At 71.1% G+C, this 17551-nt stretch carries 21 protein-coding genes; 7 read left to right on the plus strand and 14 right to left on the minus strand.

Going from position 1 to position 17551, the window contains the following annotated elements; all coding sequences use genetic code 11:
• Both CR470_RS17070 and CR470_RS17075 read right to left on the minus strand, forming a co-directional pair.
• The coding region (locus CR470_RS17070; protein ID WP_107489474.1) for a DEAD/DEAH box helicase at window positions 1-1475 on the minus strand (1475 nt) is incomplete at its 3' end.
• 223 nt (window positions 1476-1698) lie between these two features.
• On the minus strand, window positions 1699-1902 hold the full coding sequence (locus tag CR470_RS17075) for a cold-shock protein (RefSeq protein ID WP_097868454.1): 204 nt from the start codon (window positions 1900-1902) through the stop codon (window positions 1699-1701).
• Window positions 1903-2400: 498 nt separating this feature from the next.
• Between CR470_RS17075 and CR470_RS17080 the strand changes: the two genes are divergently transcribed.
• Both CR470_RS17080 and CR470_RS17085 read left to right on the plus strand, forming a co-directional pair.
• Entirely contained in the window at window positions 2401-3069 is a 669-nt protein-coding gene (locus CR470_RS17080) for an RNA polymerase sigma factor (protein ID WP_097868483.1), read from the plus strand.
• Complete coding sequence (locus tag CR470_RS17085; protein ID WP_097868455.1) at window positions 3066-4136, plus strand: CU044_5270 family protein; 1071 nt, start codon at window positions 3066-3068, stop codon at window positions 4134-4136. The genes CR470_RS17080 and CR470_RS17085 overlap by 4 nt, the downstream gene beginning before the upstream one ends.
• A gap of 126 nt (window positions 4137-4262) precedes the next feature.
• Here the strand turns inward: CR470_RS17085 and CR470_RS17090 are convergent, their stop codons facing one another.
• Together CR470_RS17090 and CR470_RS17095 are read right to left on the minus strand one after the other, a co-directional pair.
• Window positions 4263-4598, minus strand: coding sequence for a MerR family transcriptional regulator (locus tag CR470_RS17090; protein WP_097868456.1), 336 nt, complete (start codon window positions 4596-4598; stop codon window positions 4263-4265).
• Window positions 4599-5232: 634 nt separating this feature from the next.
• Window positions 5233-5847, minus strand: coding sequence for a CGNR zinc finger domain-containing protein (locus CR470_RS17095; protein WP_257138734.1), 615 nt, complete (start codon window positions 5845-5847; stop codon window positions 5233-5235).
• Window positions 5848-5974: 127 nt separating this feature from the next.
• Between CR470_RS17095 and CR470_RS17100 the strand changes: the two genes are divergently transcribed.
• Window positions 5975-6430: a VOC family protein gene (locus CR470_RS17100; RefSeq protein ID WP_097868458.1), complete on the plus strand. Its 456-nt coding sequence runs from the start codon at window positions 5975-5977 to the stop codon at window positions 6428-6430.
• Between the two features lie 26 nt (window positions 6431-6456).
• Here the strand turns inward: CR470_RS17100 and CR470_RS17105 are convergent, their stop codons facing one another.
• The 4 genes from CR470_RS17105 to CR470_RS17120 all read right to left on the minus strand — a co-directional run bounded on the left by CR470_RS17105 (window position 6457) and on the right by CR470_RS17120 (window position 9037).
• On the minus strand, window positions 6457-7581 hold the full coding sequence (locus CR470_RS17105; protein WP_097868459.1) for a hypothetical protein: 1125 nt from the start codon (window positions 7579-7581) through the stop codon (window positions 6457-6459).
• Between the two features lie 324 nt (window positions 7582-7905).
• Window positions 7906-8358: a hypothetical protein gene (locus CR470_RS17110; RefSeq protein ID WP_097868460.1), complete on the minus strand. Its 453-nt coding sequence runs from the start codon at window positions 8356-8358 to the stop codon at window positions 7906-7908.
• A 5-nt stretch (window positions 8359-8363) separates the two neighbouring features.
• Entirely contained in the window at window positions 8364-8780 is a 417-nt protein-coding gene (locus CR470_RS17115; RefSeq protein WP_097868461.1) for a hypothetical protein, read from the minus strand.
• Window positions 8777-9037, minus strand: a complete 261-nt coding sequence (locus tag CR470_RS17120) for a hypothetical protein (protein ID WP_097868462.1) — start codon at window positions 9035-9037, stop codon at window positions 8777-8779. The genes CR470_RS17115 and CR470_RS17120 overlap by 4 nt, the downstream gene beginning before the upstream one ends.
• Before the next feature lie 45 nt (window positions 9038-9082).
• Between CR470_RS17120 and CR470_RS17125 the strand changes: the two genes are divergently transcribed.
• The 3 genes from CR470_RS17125 to CR470_RS17135 all read left to right on the plus strand — a co-directional run bounded on the left by CR470_RS17125 (window position 9083) and on the right by CR470_RS17135 (window position 11213).
• Window positions 9083-9871: a helix-turn-helix domain-containing protein gene (locus tag CR470_RS17125; RefSeq protein WP_097868463.1), complete on the plus strand. Its 789-nt coding sequence runs from the start codon at window positions 9083-9085 to the stop codon at window positions 9869-9871.
• Entirely contained in the window at window positions 9868-10077 is a 210-nt protein-coding gene (locus CR470_RS17130; protein ID WP_097868464.1) for a DUF397 domain-containing protein, read from the plus strand. The genes CR470_RS17125 and CR470_RS17130 overlap by 4 nt, the downstream gene beginning before the upstream one ends.
• A 293-nt stretch (window positions 10078-10370) precedes the next feature.
• Window positions 10371-11213 carry an NAD(P)H-binding protein gene (locus CR470_RS17135; RefSeq protein WP_097868465.1) on the plus strand — a complete coding sequence of 281 codons (843 nt, stop codon included), beginning with the start codon at window positions 10371-10373 and terminating at the stop codon, window positions 11211-11213.
• Window positions 11214-11245: 32 nt separating this feature from the next.
• Here the strand turns inward: CR470_RS17135 and CR470_RS17140 are convergent, their stop codons facing one another.
• The 3 genes from CR470_RS17140 to CR470_RS17150 form a co-directional block, all read right to left on the minus strand.
• Complete coding sequence (locus tag CR470_RS17140; RefSeq protein WP_097868466.1) at window positions 11246-11905, minus strand: DUF5063 domain-containing protein; 660 nt, start codon at window positions 11903-11905, stop codon at window positions 11246-11248.
• A gap of 119 nt (window positions 11906-12024) precedes the next feature.
• Window positions 12025-12624 carry a recombination mediator RecR gene (gene recR / locus CR470_RS17145; RefSeq protein WP_097868467.1) on the minus strand — a complete coding sequence of 200 codons (600 nt, stop codon included), beginning with the start codon at window positions 12622-12624 and terminating at the stop codon, window positions 12025-12027.
• A gap of 126 nt (window positions 12625-12750) precedes the next feature.
• Entirely contained in the window at window positions 12751-13095 is a 345-nt protein-coding gene (locus tag CR470_RS17150) for a YbaB/EbfC family nucleoid-associated protein (RefSeq protein WP_097868468.1), read from the minus strand.
• Between the two features lie 366 nt (window positions 13096-13461).
• Here CR470_RS17150 and CR470_RS17155 point away from each other — a divergent pair, with 366 nt between their 5' ends.
• Window positions 13462-14262 (plus strand): SLATT domain-containing protein, encoded by an 801-nt coding sequence (locus CR470_RS17155; RefSeq protein ID WP_097868469.1) that lies wholly within the window; start codon window positions 13462-13464, stop codon window positions 14260-14262.
• 105 nt (window positions 14263-14367) lie between these two features.
• Here the strand turns inward: CR470_RS17155 and CR470_RS17160 are convergent, their stop codons facing one another.
• The 3 genes from CR470_RS17160 to CR470_RS17170 all read right to left on the minus strand — a co-directional run bounded on the left by CR470_RS17160 (window position 14368) and on the right by CR470_RS17170 (window position 17392).
• Entirely contained in the window at window positions 14368-15018 is a 651-nt protein-coding gene (locus CR470_RS17160; RefSeq protein ID WP_097868470.1) for a hypothetical protein, read from the minus strand.
• Between the two features lie 60 nt (window positions 15019-15078).
• Window positions 15079-15816 (minus strand): GntR family transcriptional regulator, encoded by a 738-nt coding sequence (locus CR470_RS17165; protein WP_097868471.1) that lies wholly within the window; start codon window positions 15814-15816, stop codon window positions 15079-15081.
• Window positions 15817-16009: 193 nt separating this feature from the next.
• Entirely contained in the window at window positions 16010-17392 is a 1383-nt protein-coding gene (locus CR470_RS17170; protein ID WP_097868472.1) for an aspartate aminotransferase family protein, read from the minus strand.
• Window positions 17393-17551 lie beyond the last annotated feature (159 nt).

The raw sequence follows: 17551 nt of genomic DNA on the forward strand, positions 1-17551 counted from the left end.
TATAAGAGACAGAGGCTGCGTCGGCCGCGGGAGCCGGTGCTGCGGCTGCGCTCACGCCGCGCGGCCACCGGCGCGGTGATCGTCACGGGGATGCCGGAGGGTGTCCGGGCGCCGGTGATCAGGCTGAGCGCCTCTTCCCCGGAGTGGACCGGGGTGGTCCGGGGAACGATGCCCGCGGCCGCCATGAGCCGGGTCATGTCGCGGCGCTGGTTGGGCGTGACCAGGGTGACGACGCTGCCGGACTCACCGGCCCGCGCGGTGCGTCCGCCCCGGTGCAGGTAGTCCTTGTGGTCGGTCGGCGGGTCGACGTTGACGACGAGGTCGAGGTTGTCGACGTGGATGCCGCGGGCCGCGACGTTCGTCGCGACGAGCACGGTGACGTGGCCGGTCTTGAACTGGGCCAGGGTCCGGGTGCGCTGCGGCTGCGACTTCCCGCCGTGCAGGGCGGCGGCCCGTACCCCGTTGTTCAACAGGTCCTGCGTCAGCCGGTCGACGGCGTGCTTGGTGTCCAGGAACATGATCACCCGGCCTTCGCGCGCCGCGATCCGGATCGTCGACCGGTGCTTGTCGGCGCCCTGGACGTGCAGGACGTGGTGCTCCATCGTGGTGACCGCGCCCGCGGACGGGTCGACGGAGTGGACCACCGGGTCAGTGAGGTAACGGCGGACCAGGAGATCGACGTTGCGGTCGAGGGTGGCGGAGAACAGCATCCGCTGGCCCTCGGGGCGCACCTGGTCCAGGAGCGCGGTGACCTGGGGCATGAAGCCCATGTCGGCCATCTGGTCGGCCTCGTCCAGGACCGTGATCGCGACCTGGTCCAGCCGGCAGTCGCCCCGGTCGATGAGGTCCTTCAGGCGCCCCGGTGTCGCGACGACTACTTCGGCGCCACGCCGCAGCGCGTTGACCTGCCTGCCGATCGGCATTCCGCCGACGACGGTGGTCAGACGCAGCCTGACCGAGCGGGCGTAGGGCGTGAGGGCGTCGGTCACCTGCTGTGCCAGCTCACGCGTCGGCACGAGGATCAGGGCCAGCGGCTGACCGGCCTCGGCGCGCTGTCCGGCCGTGCGGGCCAGCAGCGCCAGGCCGAAGGCGAGGGTCTTGCCCGAGCCGGTGCGCCCGCGGCCGAGGACGTCGCGGCCCACGAGGGTGTTGGGCAGGGTCGCGCCCTGGATCGGGAACGGGACGCGCATGCCCTGTGCGGTGAGCGAGGCCAGCAGCCCCTCGGGCATGTCGAGATCGGCGAACGCCTCGACGGCGGGCAGCGCGGGGGTGATGGTCTTCGGCAGGGCGAACTCGCCCTGGGCCGCCGCGGGCCGCCGGCCGTGGCCGCCCTGGCGGCTCGGCCCTGCGGAACGGCGCGGCGCCGGCGAGCCGGAGCGGTTGCTCCGGTGCGCACCGGCATCGGAGCCGAAGGTGGGACTGCCCGTACGGCTGCGGGCGCGTGAGGAGCGGTTGTTCGTACGTGAGGGGTTCATTCAGAACCTTCCTTGACACGGTACGCATCAAGGAATTCTCGCAGCAAAGGAACAGCGCGGGGAATCGCAAGAAACGGACCGAACGACATGCGAAATAAGATCCGACCTGCGGCGCATCGGGCGCACGTGCAGGCGATGAAATGGGACGCCACGCGGGAATGCCCGTAGCTGGGGCCCGCACCCCGAGGGATGCGGGCCCCAGCTACGAAGTAACGCGTCAGCTTCAGACGGGAACGATGTTCTCGGCCGTCGGGCCCTTCTGGCCCGTCGCGATATCGAAGGTCACCTTCTGACCTTCGAGCAGCTCACGGAAGCCCTGGGCCGCGATGTTCGAGAAGTGGGCGAACACATCGGCGCCGCCACCGTCCTGCTCGATGAATCCGAAACCCTTGGCCGCGTTGAACCACTTCACTGTGCCGGACGCCATGTCATATCTCCTTCGGGGGGCAGTACGCCGGGACCCGCGATCCACGGGTACCGGGTCGCCGCGATGATGCCCGACCGGAGAATGACCGGAAATACGAAACGCTCCCTGCGGCTAAAAGTGGCCGCCGAAAGCGTCGAAGTTTTTGGGAACCACGACTGCAACTGAGATCGACAGTAGCATGCGATGACGGCTCCGCGTACAGTCAAATACTCCACTCTATTCGCTGCGCTAAACACACTGACCGCGCGAAACATTTAATTCTTGTCCCGCGGCCATAGATATGGAGCCTCGCGCGGCCCGTACGATCTTCCGGGCGGACGCCACGTCAGCCCCCGTCGCCTGCCCGCCCGCTGCCGCTGCCGCTGCCGCTGCCGCGAGAGGCTGTGGCGCGGGTCACTGGAACGGGCGCAAGGTCGCGGAGAGATACCGGGTGTGAGGGAACCACCAGAATCAGAGACCTCGGAGACCGCCGAGACCATCGAGACCGCCGAGAACGAGATGCGCCGGCGCCTGCACGCGGGGGACCGCGAAGCCTTCGCCGAGTTGTACGAAAGCTGCGCCCAGGCCGTCTACCGTCACGCGCTGCGGCTGACAGGTGACTGGTCGACCGCCGAAGACATCATGGCGGACACCTTCCTGGCCGCCTGGCAGGGCAGAGAGCGGTTGGAGGAAGGCCGGGGCTCCGCGCTGCCCTGGCTCCTCGGCATCGCCACGCACAAGTGCGAGAACACCCGGCGGGGGCTGCGGCGGCGGCTGGCCTTCCTGGCCCGTCAGCCACCGCCCGCCGCCACGGCGGACTTCTCGGCGGAGGCAGCGTCGCGGCTGGACGACCGGAGCCGTCTGCGCGCCGTATCCGCGGCCCTCGGTCAACTGCGGCGCCAGGAGAGGGAAGTGCTCTCCCTGTGCGTGTGGTCCGGTCTGGATTACGAGCAGACCGCCGAAGCGCTCAGCATCCCGGCGGGCACGGTGCGCTCCCGCCTCTCCCGCGCCCGCAAAAGACTCGCCCGGATCGCGGAACAGGCGGAGCGCGCGGAACAGACGGAACGCGCCGAACAGACGGAACGCGCGAAACGCCCGCGAAGAAGCCTGGAACCCGCGGGAGTCCACGGAGAGGTAAGGAATACAGCCGCAATCGCGACCCAGCCCGTGCGGAAGGAAACCCCATGAACCGCGAAGACGCCGCCTCTCCTGAGAACAGGAACGACGGTGAAGCCCGGCACCTGGCCCGGCTGCTTCCCCCTCCGGTGACCGAGGACCTGTCGCCCGAGCGATTCCGTCACCAGAAGGAACTCCTGATGAACCGCATCGACGCCGACTCCCGTCCTGACAGTCCGGCTCGGCCCACGCCCCGCCCCACCGGCCGGCTCCTGCGCCCCGCCCTCCTCGTCCCCGTGTCGGCGATGGCACTGGCCGGAATCCTCGCGGGCGGTCTCGCCCTCGGCGCGGGCGACGAGGACCGGACGGCGAGGGCGACGGCCACCCAGGGCACGGACGGCCTTCTCCACCGCCTCTCGACCGTCGCCCTCACGAGTGAGGCGCCCGTCGTACGGGAGGACCAGTTCCTCTATACCCGTTCCAAGGTTCGGGAGGCCGAGATCGGCAGCGGCAAGGCCGTACTGAGCCCGCTGACCGAGACGGAGGGCTGGGCGCCGCAGGACCCGCGCCCTCTCAAGAAGACCGGGCTGACCCGGGTCAATGGCAAGGACCAGGTCAGCAACGCCCAGCTCGGGGACGGCCATGGCACCCCTGCCGGGCTGTCCCGCCCCACCTACCACTGGCTCGCCTCGCTGCCCACCGACCCTGACGAACTTCTGGCCTACCTCCGTACTCACGTCCAGAAGGACGCAGAGCAGGAAACCGACCAGATCGTCTTCGAGCAGATCGGCGTCCTGCTCGGCGGGGTGCTGCCGCCGAAGACGGCCGCGGCCCTCTACCGTGCGGCGGCGAACATCCCGGGCGTCACGGAGGCGCCGGACGCCAAGGACGCCATAGGCCGCACGGGCCTCGGCATCGCCCGCGAGGACACCCAGCACGGCAACCGCACCGTATGGGTATTCGACAAGGACGACTACTCCTTCCTCGGCTCCCGCGCGTACCGGACGAAGGACGCCCCGTACGCGAAGGCCGGGACCCTCCTCCACAGCACCGCCGAGATCGAGCACGCCATCGTCGACCAGGCCGGCCAGGTCCCGGGCAAGGCGCCCGGGTCCGCCGGGAAGCAGCAGGCCGGCTGACCGCTCCGCGCGTCTTCGCGGACCGAGCGGTGGTGTGCGGCCCGCCGGTATCGCCCGGGCAGCAGACCGGAACCGGTTCAGCGCCCCCGGCCCCGACACGGATCAGGGCCGGGCGGCGACGCCACCTCAGCCTGCGGTCGTCGGCTTCTCCGACGCGGCGGCGCGGTATTCGGCGTTGATGCGCTGGGCTTCCTCAAGCTGGTCTTCGAGGATGACGATGCGGCAGGCGGCCTCGATGGGGGTCCCCTGGTCGACGAGCTCCCGGGCCCGTGCGGCCATGCGCAGCTGGTAGCGGGAGTAGCGGCGGTGCCCACCCTCGGAACGCAGCGGGGTGATCAGGCGGGCCTCTCCGATAGCTCGGAGGAAGCCCTGCGTGGTACCGAGCATCTCGGCGGCCCGGCCCATGGTGTAGGCGGGATAGTCGTCGTCATCGAGACGCCCGAACGATTCGCCTGCTGTCATTTGCACCTCTCTGTGGAACGCGTGGAGGGGCCCGAGTGCCGTACGGCACTCGGGCCCCGAAGGAACTGCTACACCATCTGCCGGCCCTGATACTCCGCCGGCCCTGTGTTTCCGCCGACCCGGCCTGGAATTCGCCGGGGTTGCGGGGATCGCGGTTGCTTGACCGGAGACCACCTCACTATCGATGTCCTGCGGTACCCGGGCTCACGACTCCGCCCGGGCGATCCTGATGGCGCCTCGCTCCTCCGTTCTTCCCTCTGGGATCAATCACTTGCCTACTGCTGGTAATGCTGCACTGCTGGTACTGCCGGTATTGCTGTACTGCTCCCGCGTGAACCGCGGTACTGCTGACGGCGGCCCCTGATCACTGCGGGCCACCCGGTGCGGTCGCCAGTCCCGTCGCCGTCCTGCAACAAACCTGGCTTCGAAACTCCGCCACCGCACCGTCCTGCGAACGGCAACTTCGTGTACTGCTGCCCGGCAGTTCGTCTCTGCCGGGCCCTTCTGTCTCTCTGGGCTACAAGAGAAACCATAGCCACCGCATCAGCCAATGTCTACTACGGCGGGCATAGATTTCCGTGACCCATGCACGAAGATAGTCGGCATCGGCCACAGGGTGGCTGCAGAGCGCCCTTCACTCCCCGTCGGCGGTGAGCCGGGCGCGGTGGGCGCGGACCTTGTGGCGGTTGCCGCAGCGCTCCATCGAGCACCAGCGGCGTCGGCCGGGGCGGGAGGTGTCGACGAACAGCAGGCGGCAGCCGTGCGCGCCGCACGCGCGGATCCGGTGCGCGTACGCCCCGGTGAACAGCTCGACCGCGTCGCGGGCGACGGTGGACAGCAGCCCTGTTCCGGTACCCCCGAGAGCCCACTCCCGATCGCCGTCCGCGGTCAGCCGGGCCGTCAGGGGCGGGTGCGCCGCGGCGTCGTTGAGGGTGGCGAGGTCGTCGCGGCCGGGTCGCGCCCCATCCGCATGGCCCTCCGCCAGCCGCCAGAGCGCATCGCGCAGAACACGCGCGTCCGCCACCTCCCCCGCGCTCACGACAAGCGCGCGGCCCGACCCCGGACCGGGGCCGCCGCCCGAACCGAGCCCGCCCGGCAGCCGGCTCTCCTCCGCCCAGCGCACCAGGTCGGCCGGCTCGCGCAGCACCTCGAAGTACGCCAAGGGGCCCGGACCCCCGGTCGGCAGCAGTTCCAGACACAGCGCGCCCGGATCGAACCGGAACGAGCTGCCGTCCGGATGCCGCAGCAACAGCCCGGCGGGGCCCTGGCGCCCCTGCCGTACAGCCCGCCCCGGCCGCTCGGACCGCTCAGACCATTCGGTCCGCTCCGGCGCGTCCGTTGCCTTTTCACTCATGTAACCACTATAAACGGTTTCCATGACGCAGACACTGTCCTGGAAGCTCGTGATCGACAGCGCCGACCCGCACGCACAGGCCGGGTTCTGGGCGGCGGCCCTGGGCTACCTCGTCGAGGACAACAGCCCGCTGGTCGAGCAGTTGCTCGCGGCCGGAGCCGTGCCGGAGGCCATCACGACTCACGCCCACGGCCGCCGCGCCTGGCTCGACCTCGCGGCGGCCAGACATCCGGACGACCCGTACGACGAGGTCAGTGGTACGGGGCAGGGGCGGCGGCTGCTGTTCCAGCGGGTACCGGAGCCGAAGACAGTGAAGAACCGCCTCCACATCGACGTGCACTCCGCGCCGGGGCAGCGCGACGCGGAGGAGGAACGGCTGGTGGGGCTGGGCGCGCGGGTGCTGCGCACGTTCGACGAGCAGGGCGGGAGCTGGGTCCTCATGATGGACCCCGAGGACAACGAGTTCTGCCTGAGCTGACGCTGGGGCCGGTTACCGACTGCCCGTCAGCCCTGCCCGCAACTACGGCAGACGCCCCGGCGACGCAGGTGGTACAGGTAGGTGGCGGCGCCCAGGGCAACACCCCAGACCGCCCACAGGACCGCGGGTCCGGTGATCCCCCACGAGGCCGACTCGAAGCCACGCACCGCCATCAGGCCGCCCGGAATGAGCACGACCGCGACGAGCCCGGCCGGTACGACGGCGGTCGCCGGGTGAATCGTCCGCCCCTTCTTCCACCACACCCAGCGCGGCCACACCTCGCCCCATCTGGCGACCAGCCCGTGCATCAGCAGGCTGCCCAGGGTCGACACCACTCCCAGCGCGAGACCCATCTCCAGCATGCCGGGCGTGTCCCGCATCTCCTTCAGGAACGCGTCGGTGATGCCGAGGGGGTGGCCGAAGTACCAGGCGATGCGGGTGATGTCGTACGGGAGGGTCGAGAGCACGGCCAGATAGACCGCCCGCCGCCCCCAGGTGCGCAGCCGGACGGGGTCGGTCCAGCCGCCGGGCCCGTGCGGCGCCCGGCCGCAGTACGCGCACTGCCCGTTGGTGCGCCGCTGGTACGCGAGCGTCGCGGCGACCCACAGCAGCCCGCCGATGAAGACGATGATCAGGTTCCCGCGGTGCCAGTACAGGATGTCGCCCATGTCCTGCGGCCCCGGCACTCCGGTGAAGACGAACACGAGCAGCGCCGGCGAGAACGCCAGCAGGCCGAGCATCGAGTAGTCGGGGATCAGGAGAGTCAGGGCGACTCCGGCTCCCCACCCGTAGGCGAGCAGGGCCTTGCGGACCCGGCCGGCCCCGAGGTTCCTCAGCATCAGGAGACCGGCGACCACGCCGAGGGCGCAGAACACCGCCAGCACCGGGGCGACCGCCTCGGCCCGGCTCGGCTCCAGGATCGATCCGGAGGAGCGGTCCTCGTGGACCCGCTCGAAGGGGTAGCCGTCCCCGCCGAGCGCCCAGTACAGCGCCGCAGCCCCGTAGAGCGCCGACCATACGACCGCCAGGTACCCGGACCAGTCCGGCCGGCCGGACCACCAGCGTCGGCGGCGCTCGGCGGCCTCCCCCGGGAAGGCCTCCCCCGGGGCGGCCTTCCCGCTGGACGGCGTTTCGGTGACGGTGTTCGGCATGGTGGGGCCCCCTGGTCTCCGCTCGCACGCGGAGCGGCGTCTGCTGTCGGGAACCAAGGCTTCCGCGCGGGGCGGCCCCGCACATCTACCGATCGGCAGATGTCTGCGACCCACCCGGTCGACGCAACCCCTCTTTCGGTAGATGCGTCATACAGGAAAACGAAGCGCGGCCGAGGGAGAGAAGAGCGCGATGGACGAACAGCTGGTGAGAGCCTTCAGGTGGGCTGCTCGCGGTGTGGGCAGCGCCCTTGACTACATCGCTCTGCGCACCGGCGTCGGCACCCTGACCGGCAGCCTGCGGAACGCCGCAGGGCGCAAGCGCCGTTAGGGCCTGTCGGCCTGGGCTCCCATCCCGCCGCCTCCGTCGCGGTCGCGTCGTACGTCCTCCCGGATCCGCTCCGCCATCAGATCGGCGAGCGGGTCCCTCACGTCCCAGGAGTGCGCGGCCGGGTGCCGGTCGTACAGCATGCAGGCGTCCCCTTCCTTGACGGACAGCCGGTGGATGACGGCCGGGCACGGCAGCAGTTCCGTGAAGCGGAACTTCCGGCGACCGTCACCGTCGGCCCAGAACATCCACAGATCCCGCCCGGCCGGAGCCGAGGCCGACCAGAGCTGGGCCGCGTGCTCGGCCCCCTCGTCGTGCTCGCCGAGTTCGCAGAGCAGGAAGTCGTCCAGGTCGGGCGCTTCCGACGCCCGGGCGGGCCCGTCCGCCAGGCCCATGAACGCGACACGCGCGCCCATCTCGGGGAGTTCGGTGAAGGCGGTGCACTGCAACATGGCGCTCATCCTTGCCGGTGAGGAGTGGGAGGGACGGGGAGGTGGGCGGCGACGGCCAGAGGGCGCACGACCAGCCCGTACCAGGCAGCGGCGTCCCGGGCGACGAACTCGTACGGCAGCCCGTCCGCGAGCCGCCCCAGCGCATAGTCGTGCTCACCGAAACTGTCCGCCCAGGAACGGAGTTCGGCCGGTGCGTCACGCCGGCCCCCGGCAGCGACCGGGTACAGCGCACGGGCCGGAACCCAGGGCACGTACGGATCCGGATCGAGCGCGTCCGCGAAACGCCGGGCCTGCCGCCGCAGCCAGCGAAGGGCCAGCCGCCGCGTCGGCGCGAGAATCCCGCCGAGCCGCACGGACCGCGCCGCGTCACCCCCGCGACTCTCGGCGACATACCAACACCCCTGCGCCTGGAACGCGTTCACAGCACCTCACCCCGACTGCGGGCATTCAGCCGCGCGGTCCTGGCCCGAAGCTGCTCTATCAGCAGCGCGAGCCGGACCCGGTGCGGCTCGGCCTCCCACGCGGCCCCGCCACCCACGGGCCGCAGCGACCAGCACGGGCCGACGACCCCACAGAACTCCCCCACCCGGTCACCACGACCGGTGTCCACCACAAGCGTGCCGGGGGCCGGGAGATCGGGAGGCCGCTGCGCGTTCGGACAAGCGTTCTCGCCATACACCTATCGCTCCTCTCTGTAGCCGTATGACTACCGGGGCGATTCAGCGTGACCTACGGAGCGCTTCTCCGCAGCTTGCGGGACGAGCGCGGCTTGACACAGGACGAGCTCGGCGACCTCATGAGGTGCTCGGGGGCGCATATTTCCGCCGTGGAAACCGGCAGACGGTCTCCAACTGACGCCTTTGCGGCAAGGGCTGACAGGGCGCTCGGCACAGGCGACCGCCTACAGCGTCAGAGCCGGGCCGTCAGGTACACGGCACTGCTGGAGGGATTCCCGGCGTACGTGAACCACGAGGAGCGCGCGGCGGAGATCAGGCTGTACGAAGTCGGTGTCATCCCGGGACTGCTCCAGACACCGGCGTACGCGGCGACGCTGGAGGCGGACGCCGTACGCCGCGAAGCCATCACCCCGGAACAGGCCGACGAACGGGTGGCGTTGGTGGCGCGGCGACAGGCCGCGCTCGTACGTTCCCCGGCCCCCTTGTTGTTCGCGGTCCTGGACGAGGGGTGCCTTCTCCGGCCGATGGGCGGACCGGCGGTCATGGCAGCTCAACTCGACCGGCTGCTGGCCTTCGCCGAGCAGCCGAACACCGTGCTTCAGATCGCCCCGTTCCAGATGGGGGAGCGTCGGCCGTTCAGCCTGCCGCTCTACATTCTGACCATGCCCGACCGCTCGCTGATGTCGTACGCAGAGTCCGCCCAGCACGTGTACCTGGAACGCAACAACACACTCGTCCTCCCCCTGTTGACGGCCTACCATCAACTACAGGCAGAGGCGCTGTCGCAAGCGGCTTCCGTAGCCATGATCAAAAAGTTACGAAAGGGCATCCTGTGACGACCGAAACTCCCCGTTGGTTCACGTCCTCGTACAGCGGCAACGGCGGCGCGTGCGTCGAGGTCGCCACCAACCTCGCCGCCCCGCACGGCATCGTCCCCGTCCGCGACTCCAAGAACGTCAGCGGCCCGGTCCTCGACATCCCCGCCACCGCGTTCACCGCGTTCGTCACGGGCGTGCGAGCCGGAGACTTCGGCACCGCCTGAGCCCACCCGGGCAACAGCCCCACCGTGCCCGCGCGGTGGGGCTTCGCCATGCGCGCACCGGGTCCCGCGCAGCCGGCCCTCAGGGTCTCCACGTCGAGGACCTGGGTGTTCTGCGCCGCCGCGATTGCGGGGCGCGGCCGTCGCGCCGGCCGTTCACCAGGAGCCTCGACCCTCAAGCGGGGTTGAGGTCAAGTGGCTGCGGTCCCGCCCAACCGGCTTGATCTCAAGGCTGGTTGAGGTCCTAGCGTTCCCGTCGTCGAACAGGCAACGACCGGACAGAGGAGCGCTCAGCGATGATTTTGGTGACCGGTGCGACCGGGAACGTCGGCAGCGAGCTGGTACGGCAGTTGCACGTGGACGGGCACGGAACCGGCGTCCGGGCACTGAGCCGGGACGCGGCGCGGGCCGGGGCCGCGGTGCCCGACGGGGTCGAGGTCGCGGAAGGCGACCTTGGACGGGCCGAGTCGCTGAAGTCCGCGCTGGGCGGGGTGCGTTCACTGTTCCTGATCTCCGGCGTCGGCGACGACGCCGGAGTGCTCGACGCCGCCCGGGACGCGGGGGTGGAGCACGTGGTGCTGGTCTCCTCCATCACCGTCATGACCCATCCGCACCTCGGCCCGGCGCGGGCGAATCTCGCCGTCGAACGCCGGCTGCGGGAGAGCGGGATGGAGTGGACCGTCCTGCGGCCGACGCAGTTCGCCTCCAACACCCTCTGGTGGGCGGGGTCCGTGCGCGACGAGTCCGTGGTGCGCGTGCCGTACGCGGACGTCGGGCTGCCGACCGTCCACCCCGCCGACATCGCCTCGGTGGCCCGTGCGGCGCTGACCGGGCCGGGTCACCGGGGGCGTACGTACCCGCTCACCGGGCCGCAGCGGATCAGCCCGCGGCGGCAGGCCGGTGAGCTGGGGCGGGTGCTGGGCCGGGAGGTGGCCTGCGTCGGGGTCACGCGGGAGGAGGCGTACCCGCCGATGGCCGCGATGATGGGGGCCGAGGTCGCGGACAGCGTCCTCGACCTGATGGGCGGCGACGTCAACGACGCGCTGCTGGCCGTGCACGACACCGTGGCCCGGGTCACCGGCTCGCCCGCCCGCTCCTACCGCCGCTGGGCCGAGGAGAACGCCGACGCGTTCCGGTGACCGTCCGCGCGTTCCGGTGGGACAGCGGGTGGCTACTTCACCGGGCGCAGGCCCAGCGGCCCCGCGATCTCCTCGATCATCACGCGGCCCGCCTCCTCGGCGAGGTCCTCCTCGCCCGGGTCCTGGTCGGTGTCCAGGCCGTCCAGCTCCTCCAGGGGCTGGCCGAGGCGGATGTGGGCGACCAGGGACTGCAGGGCGCGGAGAGTGGCGGAGGCGGTGGAGCCCCAGTTGGAGAAGTACGAGAACTGCCACCACCACAGCGCCTCGGCGGTGCGCTCGGCGTCGTAGTGCGCGAGGCCGTGGCCGAGGTCGGTGACCAGGTCGGCCAGGTCGTCGGAGATCCGGTGCGGGACCGGGGCCTTGCGCGGCTCGTACGGGTCGAAGACCTCGGAGTAGACGTCGATCGGCTCCAGCAGCGCCGCGAACCGCTCGCGCAGGCCGTCCGCGTCCGGCTCCGCGCCGAGGTCCGGTTCGTACCGCTCGTCGGGCAGGACGTCCTCGTACGCGCCGAGACGCCCGCCCGCGAGCAGGAGCTGCGAGACCTGGAGGAGCAGGACCGGGACGGCCTCTTCCGGCTCGTCGACCTTGGACACCTCGGTGACCGCGACGATGAACGTCTTGATCTGGTCCGCGATCTGGACGGCGAAGTCGCCCGGGTCCTGCGTGACGGAGTTCAGCGTGGCGTCAGACATCGAGGGGACCTCCCGTGGGCGCGGTCACAGACGGTGAAGCGGACGACGAAGGGGACGACGAAAACGAAGCGGGCAGCAGAGCGGACTGCGGTACGTGACGGGGGCGTACGGCGGTGGTGTCAGACATCCAGCAGCCGCCTTCCCTCGAAGGCGCGGCCCAGGGTGACCTCGTCGGCGTACTCCAGGTCGCCGCCGACCGGCAGGCCGCTGGCCAGCCGGGTCACTCTGAGGCCCATCGGCTTGACCATCCGCGCCAGGTACGTCGCGGTGGCCTCGCCCTCCAGATTGGGGTCGGTCGCGAGGATCAGCTCCGTGATGGAGCCGTCCGCCAGCCGCGCCAGCAGCTCGCGGATGCGCAGATCGTCCGGGCCGACGCCCTCGATCGGACTGATCGCCCCGCCCAGCACGTGGTAGCGACCCCGGAACTCACGCGTCCGTTCGATCGCCACGACGTCCTTGGGCTCCTCGACCACGCAGATGACGCTCCGGTCGCGGCGCGCGTCCCGGCAGATCCCGCACTGCTCCTGCTGCGCGACATTGCCGCACACCTCGCAGAACCGGACCTTGTCCTTGACCTCCAGGAGGGCGTGCGCGAGCCGGCGTACGTCCGTGGGCTCGGCCTGCAGGATGTGGAAGGCGATCCGTTGCGCGCTCTTGGGACCGACGCCGGGCAGCCTGCCCAGTTCGTCGATGAGGTCCTGAACAACGCCTTCGTACAACGGAACGCCTTTCTTTGCTTCCTGCTCCGTACCGTAGTGGGTACGGGTCGGTACCAGTAGGCCCGCGGACCCGCCCGGGGCCGGGCCGGCCGGAACGGGGCCGGGCCGGTCAGACCGGAGGTCCGGTCAGAACGGCAGGCCGGGGATGCCGCCCCCGCCGCCCAGGCCCTGCGCCAGCGGGCCGAGCTTCTCCTGCTGGAGCGCCTGCGCGTTCTCGTTGGCCGCCTGGACGGCCGCGACGACGAGGTCGGCGAGCGTCTCGGTGTCCTCCGGGTCCACCGCCTTCGGGTCGATCACCAGGGCGCGGAGCTCGCCGGAGCCGGTCACCGTGGCCTTCACGAGACCGCCACCCGCCTGTCCGTCGACCTCGGTCCTGGCCAGTTCCTCCTGGGCCGTGGCGAGATCCTGCTGCATCTTCTGGGCCTGCTGGAGCAACTGCTGCATATTGGGCTGGCCACCACCGGGAATCACGGTCACTCCTGGCATTTCGACGACAAATGTTTCGGTAAGCCGAGCCTACGTGCTCCCCGGTCACCGCGCTCCACCCGCCAGGGACCAACTCTTTCGGGTGAGATTCAGGAACCGGCGTGAGTGCTCCTATACCTGACCAGCGGCCGTACGCAGGCGGGAATCCCGCGATTTCGACCCCACGGCCCACCATTCGGCGGTAGGAAGGGCATGCACATCGACACACGAGCGCGCATGTGCGGTGACGCAGAGTTACCCCTCAGGGGTCTTCGGTCGCGCGGACCGCCCCGCCCTCTCCGGGCCGGCCGGGTCCGGTTCCGGGAGTCCCTACGCGTCGTCCCGTCCGTCAGAGTGCAGAGGAGTGCCCCGGTGAGTCAGCCGGAGATGCAGCCCGAGGGGCCGCCCCGCAAGGAGACCGATGCGGGATCCGGTGAAAACGGAGCTGAGCATTCCGCTTCCGGCCCGGGCAGGGGGCGCCCCACCGGGCGCGATCTGACCGGGCGCCCGTTCCCCCTCGGCGACTGGGGCGAGCCGGCCGAGCGGCTCGACGAGCTCTACCGCTGGGTCGAGACCGGCGCGCTGGACACCGCCGACTGGTATCTCAACGACCGGGTCTGGAAGCGCCGGGCCGCCAGGGCCCTGCGGATGGGTACCGCCGCCGGGGTGGTCGCCGGGGCCGCCCTGCCGCTGCTCGACCTGACCGGCGTCCTGAGCGGCTCGGCGGGCTGGGGCTATCTGTCCCTGCTGCTGGGGGCCGCCTGCATGGCCGGCGACCGGTACTTCGGTCTCACCTCCGGGTGGATAAGGAACCTCGCCACGGCCCAGGCAGTGCAGCGGCGGCTCCAGGTGCTCCAGTTCGACTGGGCCTCGGAGTGCGTACGGGAGATGCTCGGGCCGACCGAGGGCACGGCCAGCGAGGCGGCCGAGCGGTGCCTGGGGGTGCTGCGGAGGTTCTCCGAGGACATCACCGAGCTGGTGCGGTCGGAGACGGCGGACTGGATGGTGGAGTTCCGGGCGGGGCCCGCGCCGATGGGCACGCAGGCCCTGGCGACGGGGAGCGCCGGGGGGCGCGGCGAGTCGGGGGCAGCGCCGGGGCGGTTCTCGATGCCGTCGGTGGCGGCGCGGCCGAACATGCCGCGGCAGCGGCCGCCGGAGTCGCCGCCGCGGTGAGGATTCCGGGGGCCGGGGGTGCGGGGTAGTGCTTCGGGGGCGCTGCCCCCGGACCCCCGGTCCTCAATCGCCGGACGGGCTTGAATACGGCGTGCCGGACAGGGCCTAGCTGAAGATGATCATCGAGCCCTGGGCCAGGCTGCGGGTCGCCGCCGCGTGGAGACCGAGCCAGACGTGGCGTTCCCGGGCGAACGGACTGTCGTCGTAGGGAGGCGGGTCCGCCGGTTCCTCCAGGGCCGTGGGGCCGGAGGGCGGTTGCGGGGCGGCCGGCGGGTTGGCCGGGTCGATGCCGATGGACGGGGCGACGAACTGCAGTTCGCGCAGCAGCCCGTGCGCGGAGCCCAGCGGTCCGCCGCCCGCCAGCAGAGCGTCGTCGGAGAGCGGCACCGGGAAGTCCACCGGGACGTACGCCCCCGCGTGGTCGTAGTGCCAGACCAGGTGCGACTGCTGGGCGCCCTGTTCGAACATCTCCAGGAGCTGCTCGTAGTCGCCGTCGAGACCGGCGACGGGGGTGACGGCGAGGCCGCTCAGCTGGAGCAGGTAGGCGCGGCGCAGGAAGTGCAGGGCGTCGTAGTCGAAGCCGGCCACGGGGGCGACCTCCCCGTTGAGGCCCGGCATGTAGGCGTAGACGGGGACGGGCGGCAGCCCGGCGTCGTTCAGCGCCTTGTCGTAGACGGCGATCTCTTCGGCGAACGGATTGTCGGCGCTGTGGCACAGCACATCGACGAGGGGGACCAGCCACAGGTCACAGGCCACGAAGTCTCGCTCTCCAACGGGTTCGGGCGATCGTCGGGACAGCGTAATGCGGGGCGAACCTCACGCACAGTGCCCCGGGGCCTCCGGCGCCTCCGGGGACTCCGGCAGCGCCGGCGCGTCTCCCCCGGCCGCCCGCGCCTCCAGCCGGTCCGCCCAGGCCAGCGCGTGCGCGTAGTAGGAGTGCATGGCGGCGTGGACCTCCTCGTGGTCGCACCGGGAGATGGCGTCGACCAGTTCCTCGTGGCCGAACCACAGCACGTCCTCGTCCATGCCGTCGCGGCGCAGCCGGTGCACGGCGAACACCCAGGCCTGGACACGGAGACGGGTGAGGAATTCGGTGACGTACGGGTTGAGGACGAACTGCCCCAGCTCCCGCCAGAACCGCAGGTCGTACCCGATCAGCACGTCGAGGTCGCCGCCCTTCGCCGCGCGGACCGCCTCCGCGGCCCGGCGGCGGATCGAGGCGAGACTCTCGGGCCGGACGGCGACCCTCTCGGCGGGGTTGCGGAAGAGGCCCTCGACGACGAGGGCGCGGGCCTCGGCCATCGCACGGAAGTCGGCGACGGTGAACTCACGCACCTGGAAGCCGCGGTGCTGGTCGGAGGCGAGGAGCCCCTGCGCGGAGAGGTCGAAGAGCGCCTCGCGGACGGGCGTCGCGGAGACTCCGTACTGCTCGGCGATCTGCTTGACGGTGAACTCCCGGCCCGGCGGAAGACGCCCTGCCAGCACCTCGTCACGCAGCGCGTCGGCGATCTGCTGGCGCAGGGTGTTGCGCGTCACACCTCCGCTCGGACTCATACCGGCCCCCATCCGTCCGTCCCTCTCCGTCCCCGTTCGCCGACCGTTTCCGGCGGGGGTCACCTCTGGCTCGGGTCACCTTAAGCCAGGGCCGCCGCCGTGCCCGATTCCGGGCACGGCGGGGATGCGCACAGGGTCGATCACGTACGGAAGCAGGTCGTCCGGTTACCCGGGGTACGGGCCGGGAGCGGCGTTACGCGCCCTCCACCGTGTACGAGTCGGCGACGGAGAGAGCGACGTCCAGGGCCGCGAGCCCTTCCTTGGCCTCGGCCTCGGAGACGTTGCAGGCAGGGACGGCGTGGGTCCGGTTCATGTTGATGAACGGCCACAGCCCCTGCTTCTTCGCCGCCGCGCCGAAGGCCGCCATCGGGGCGTTGGCCTCGCCCGAGGCGTTGTACGGGACGAGCGGCTCACGGGTCTCCCGGTCGCGGACCAGCTCCAGCGCCCAGAACGCGCCGAGGCCGCGCACCTCGCCCACCGAGGGGTGGCGTTCGGCGAGTTCGCGCAGGCCGGGACCGAGGACGCTCTCGCCGATCCGGGCCGCGTGCTCGACGACCTTCTCGTCCTCCATCACGCCGATGGTGGCGACGGCGGCGGCGCAGGCCAGCGGGTGTCCGGAGTAGGTGAGGCCGCCGGGGTAGGGGCGGGTCTCGAAGGTCGCGGCGATCTCGGCGCTGATGGCGACGCCGCCCAGCGGTACGTAACCGGAGTTGACGCCCTTGGCGAAGGTCAGCAGGTCCGGCACGACGTCGAAGTGGTCGGCTGCGAACCAGGCGCCGGTGCGGCCGAATCCGGCCATCACCTCGTCGAGCACGAAGACGATCCCGTACCGGTCGCAGATCTCGCGGACGCCCGCCAGATAGCCCGGCGGCGGGGTCATGATGCCCGCCGTGCCCGGGATGGTCTCCAGGATGATCGCGGCGATGGTGGCCGGGCCCTCGAAGGCGAGGGTGTCCTCCAGGTGCTGGAGGGCGCGGGCGCACTCCTCGGCCTCGTTCGCCGCGTGGAACGGGGAGCGGTAGAGGAACGGGGCCCAGAAGCGGACGACGCCCGCCGAGCCGTTGTCGGAGGGCCAGCGGCGCGGGTCCCCGGTGAGGTTGATCGCGGTGGAGGTGGCCCCGTGGTACGAGCGGTAGGCGGAGAGCACCTTCGTGCGGCCGGTGTGCAGCCGGGCCATGCGGACGGCGTTCTCGACGGCCTCGGCCCCGCCGTTGGTGAAGAAGATCTTGTCCAGGTCACCGGGGGTGCGCTCGGCGATGAGGCGTGCGGCCTCGGAGCGCGCCTCGATCGCGAACGCGGGAGCGAAGGTGGCGAGCCTGCCCGCCTGCTCCTGGATCGCGGCGATCACGGTGGGGTGCTGGTAGCCGATGTTGGTGTAGACGAGCCCGCTGGTGAAGTCCAGGTAGCGGTTGCCGTCGTAGTCCCAGAAGTAGGACCCCTCGGCGCCGGCGACGGCGAGCGGGTCGATGAGGCCCTGGGCGGACCAGGAGTGGAACACGTGCGCGCGGTCCGCGGCCTTCACGGCCGCACCGGCCGCGGGGTCGGCGGACGGGGCATGAGGGGCATGAGGGGTCATGCGGCGAGCGTAGGCGCTGGTGGAGGCGGCCCCAATGGCCACCTTGTACGGCCTGGAGCGGATGGATCGGCAGGGTGTCGGGTCCCGGCGGGCGGCGGGAGCGTGAGCGGCGGTCGAGAGTGGTGGTCGAGGATGGAGCCTCATTGACAGCACACTGTC

Origin of the sequence: Streptomyces sp. rh34, from assembly GCF_002551245.1 — a bacterium.
Classification (GTDB): Bacteria; Actinomycetota; Actinomycetes; order Streptomycetales; family Streptomycetaceae; genus Streptomyces.

Coding starts and splice junctions, on each gene's coding strand:
- CR470_RS17075 (WP_097868454.1), bottom strand. CDS start 1,902: ATGGCGTCCGGCACAGTGAAGTGGTTCAACGCGGCCAAGGGTTTCGGA.
- CR470_RS17080 (WP_097868483.1), top strand. CDS start 2,401: ATGCGCCGGCGCCTGCACGCGGGGGACCGCGAAGCCTTCGCCGAGTTG.
- CR470_RS17085 (WP_097868455.1), top strand. CDS start 3,066: ATGAACCGCGAAGACGCCGCCTCTCCTGAGAACAGGAACGACGGTGAA.
- CR470_RS17090 (WP_097868456.1), bottom strand. CDS start 4,598: ATGACAGCAGGCGAATCGTTCGGGCGTCTCGATGACGACGACTATCCC.
- CR470_RS17100 (WP_097868458.1), top strand. CDS start 5,975: ATGACGCAGACACTGTCCTGGAAGCTCGTGATCGACAGCGCCGACCCG.
- CR470_RS17105 (WP_097868459.1), bottom strand. CDS start 7,581: ATGCCGAACACCGTCACCGAAACGCCGTCCAGCGGGAAGGCCGCCCCG.
- CR470_RS17110 (WP_097868460.1), bottom strand. CDS start 8,358: ATGTTGCAGTGCACCGCCTTCACCGAACTCCCCGAGATGGGCGCGCGT.
- CR470_RS17135 (WP_097868465.1), top strand. CDS start 10,371: ATGATTTTGGTGACCGGTGCGACCGGGAACGTCGGCAGCGAGCTGGTA.
- CR470_RS17140 (WP_097868466.1), bottom strand. CDS start 11,905: ATGTCTGACGCCACGCTGAACTCCGTCACGCAGGACCCGGGCGACTTC.
- CR470_RS17165 (WP_097868471.1), bottom strand. CDS start 15,816: ATGAGTCCGAGCGGAGGTGTGACGCGCAACACCCTGCGCCAGCAGATC.
- CR470_RS17170 (WP_097868472.1), bottom strand. CDS start 17,392: ATGACCCCTCATGCCCCTCATGCCCCGTCCGCCGACCCCGCGGCCGGT.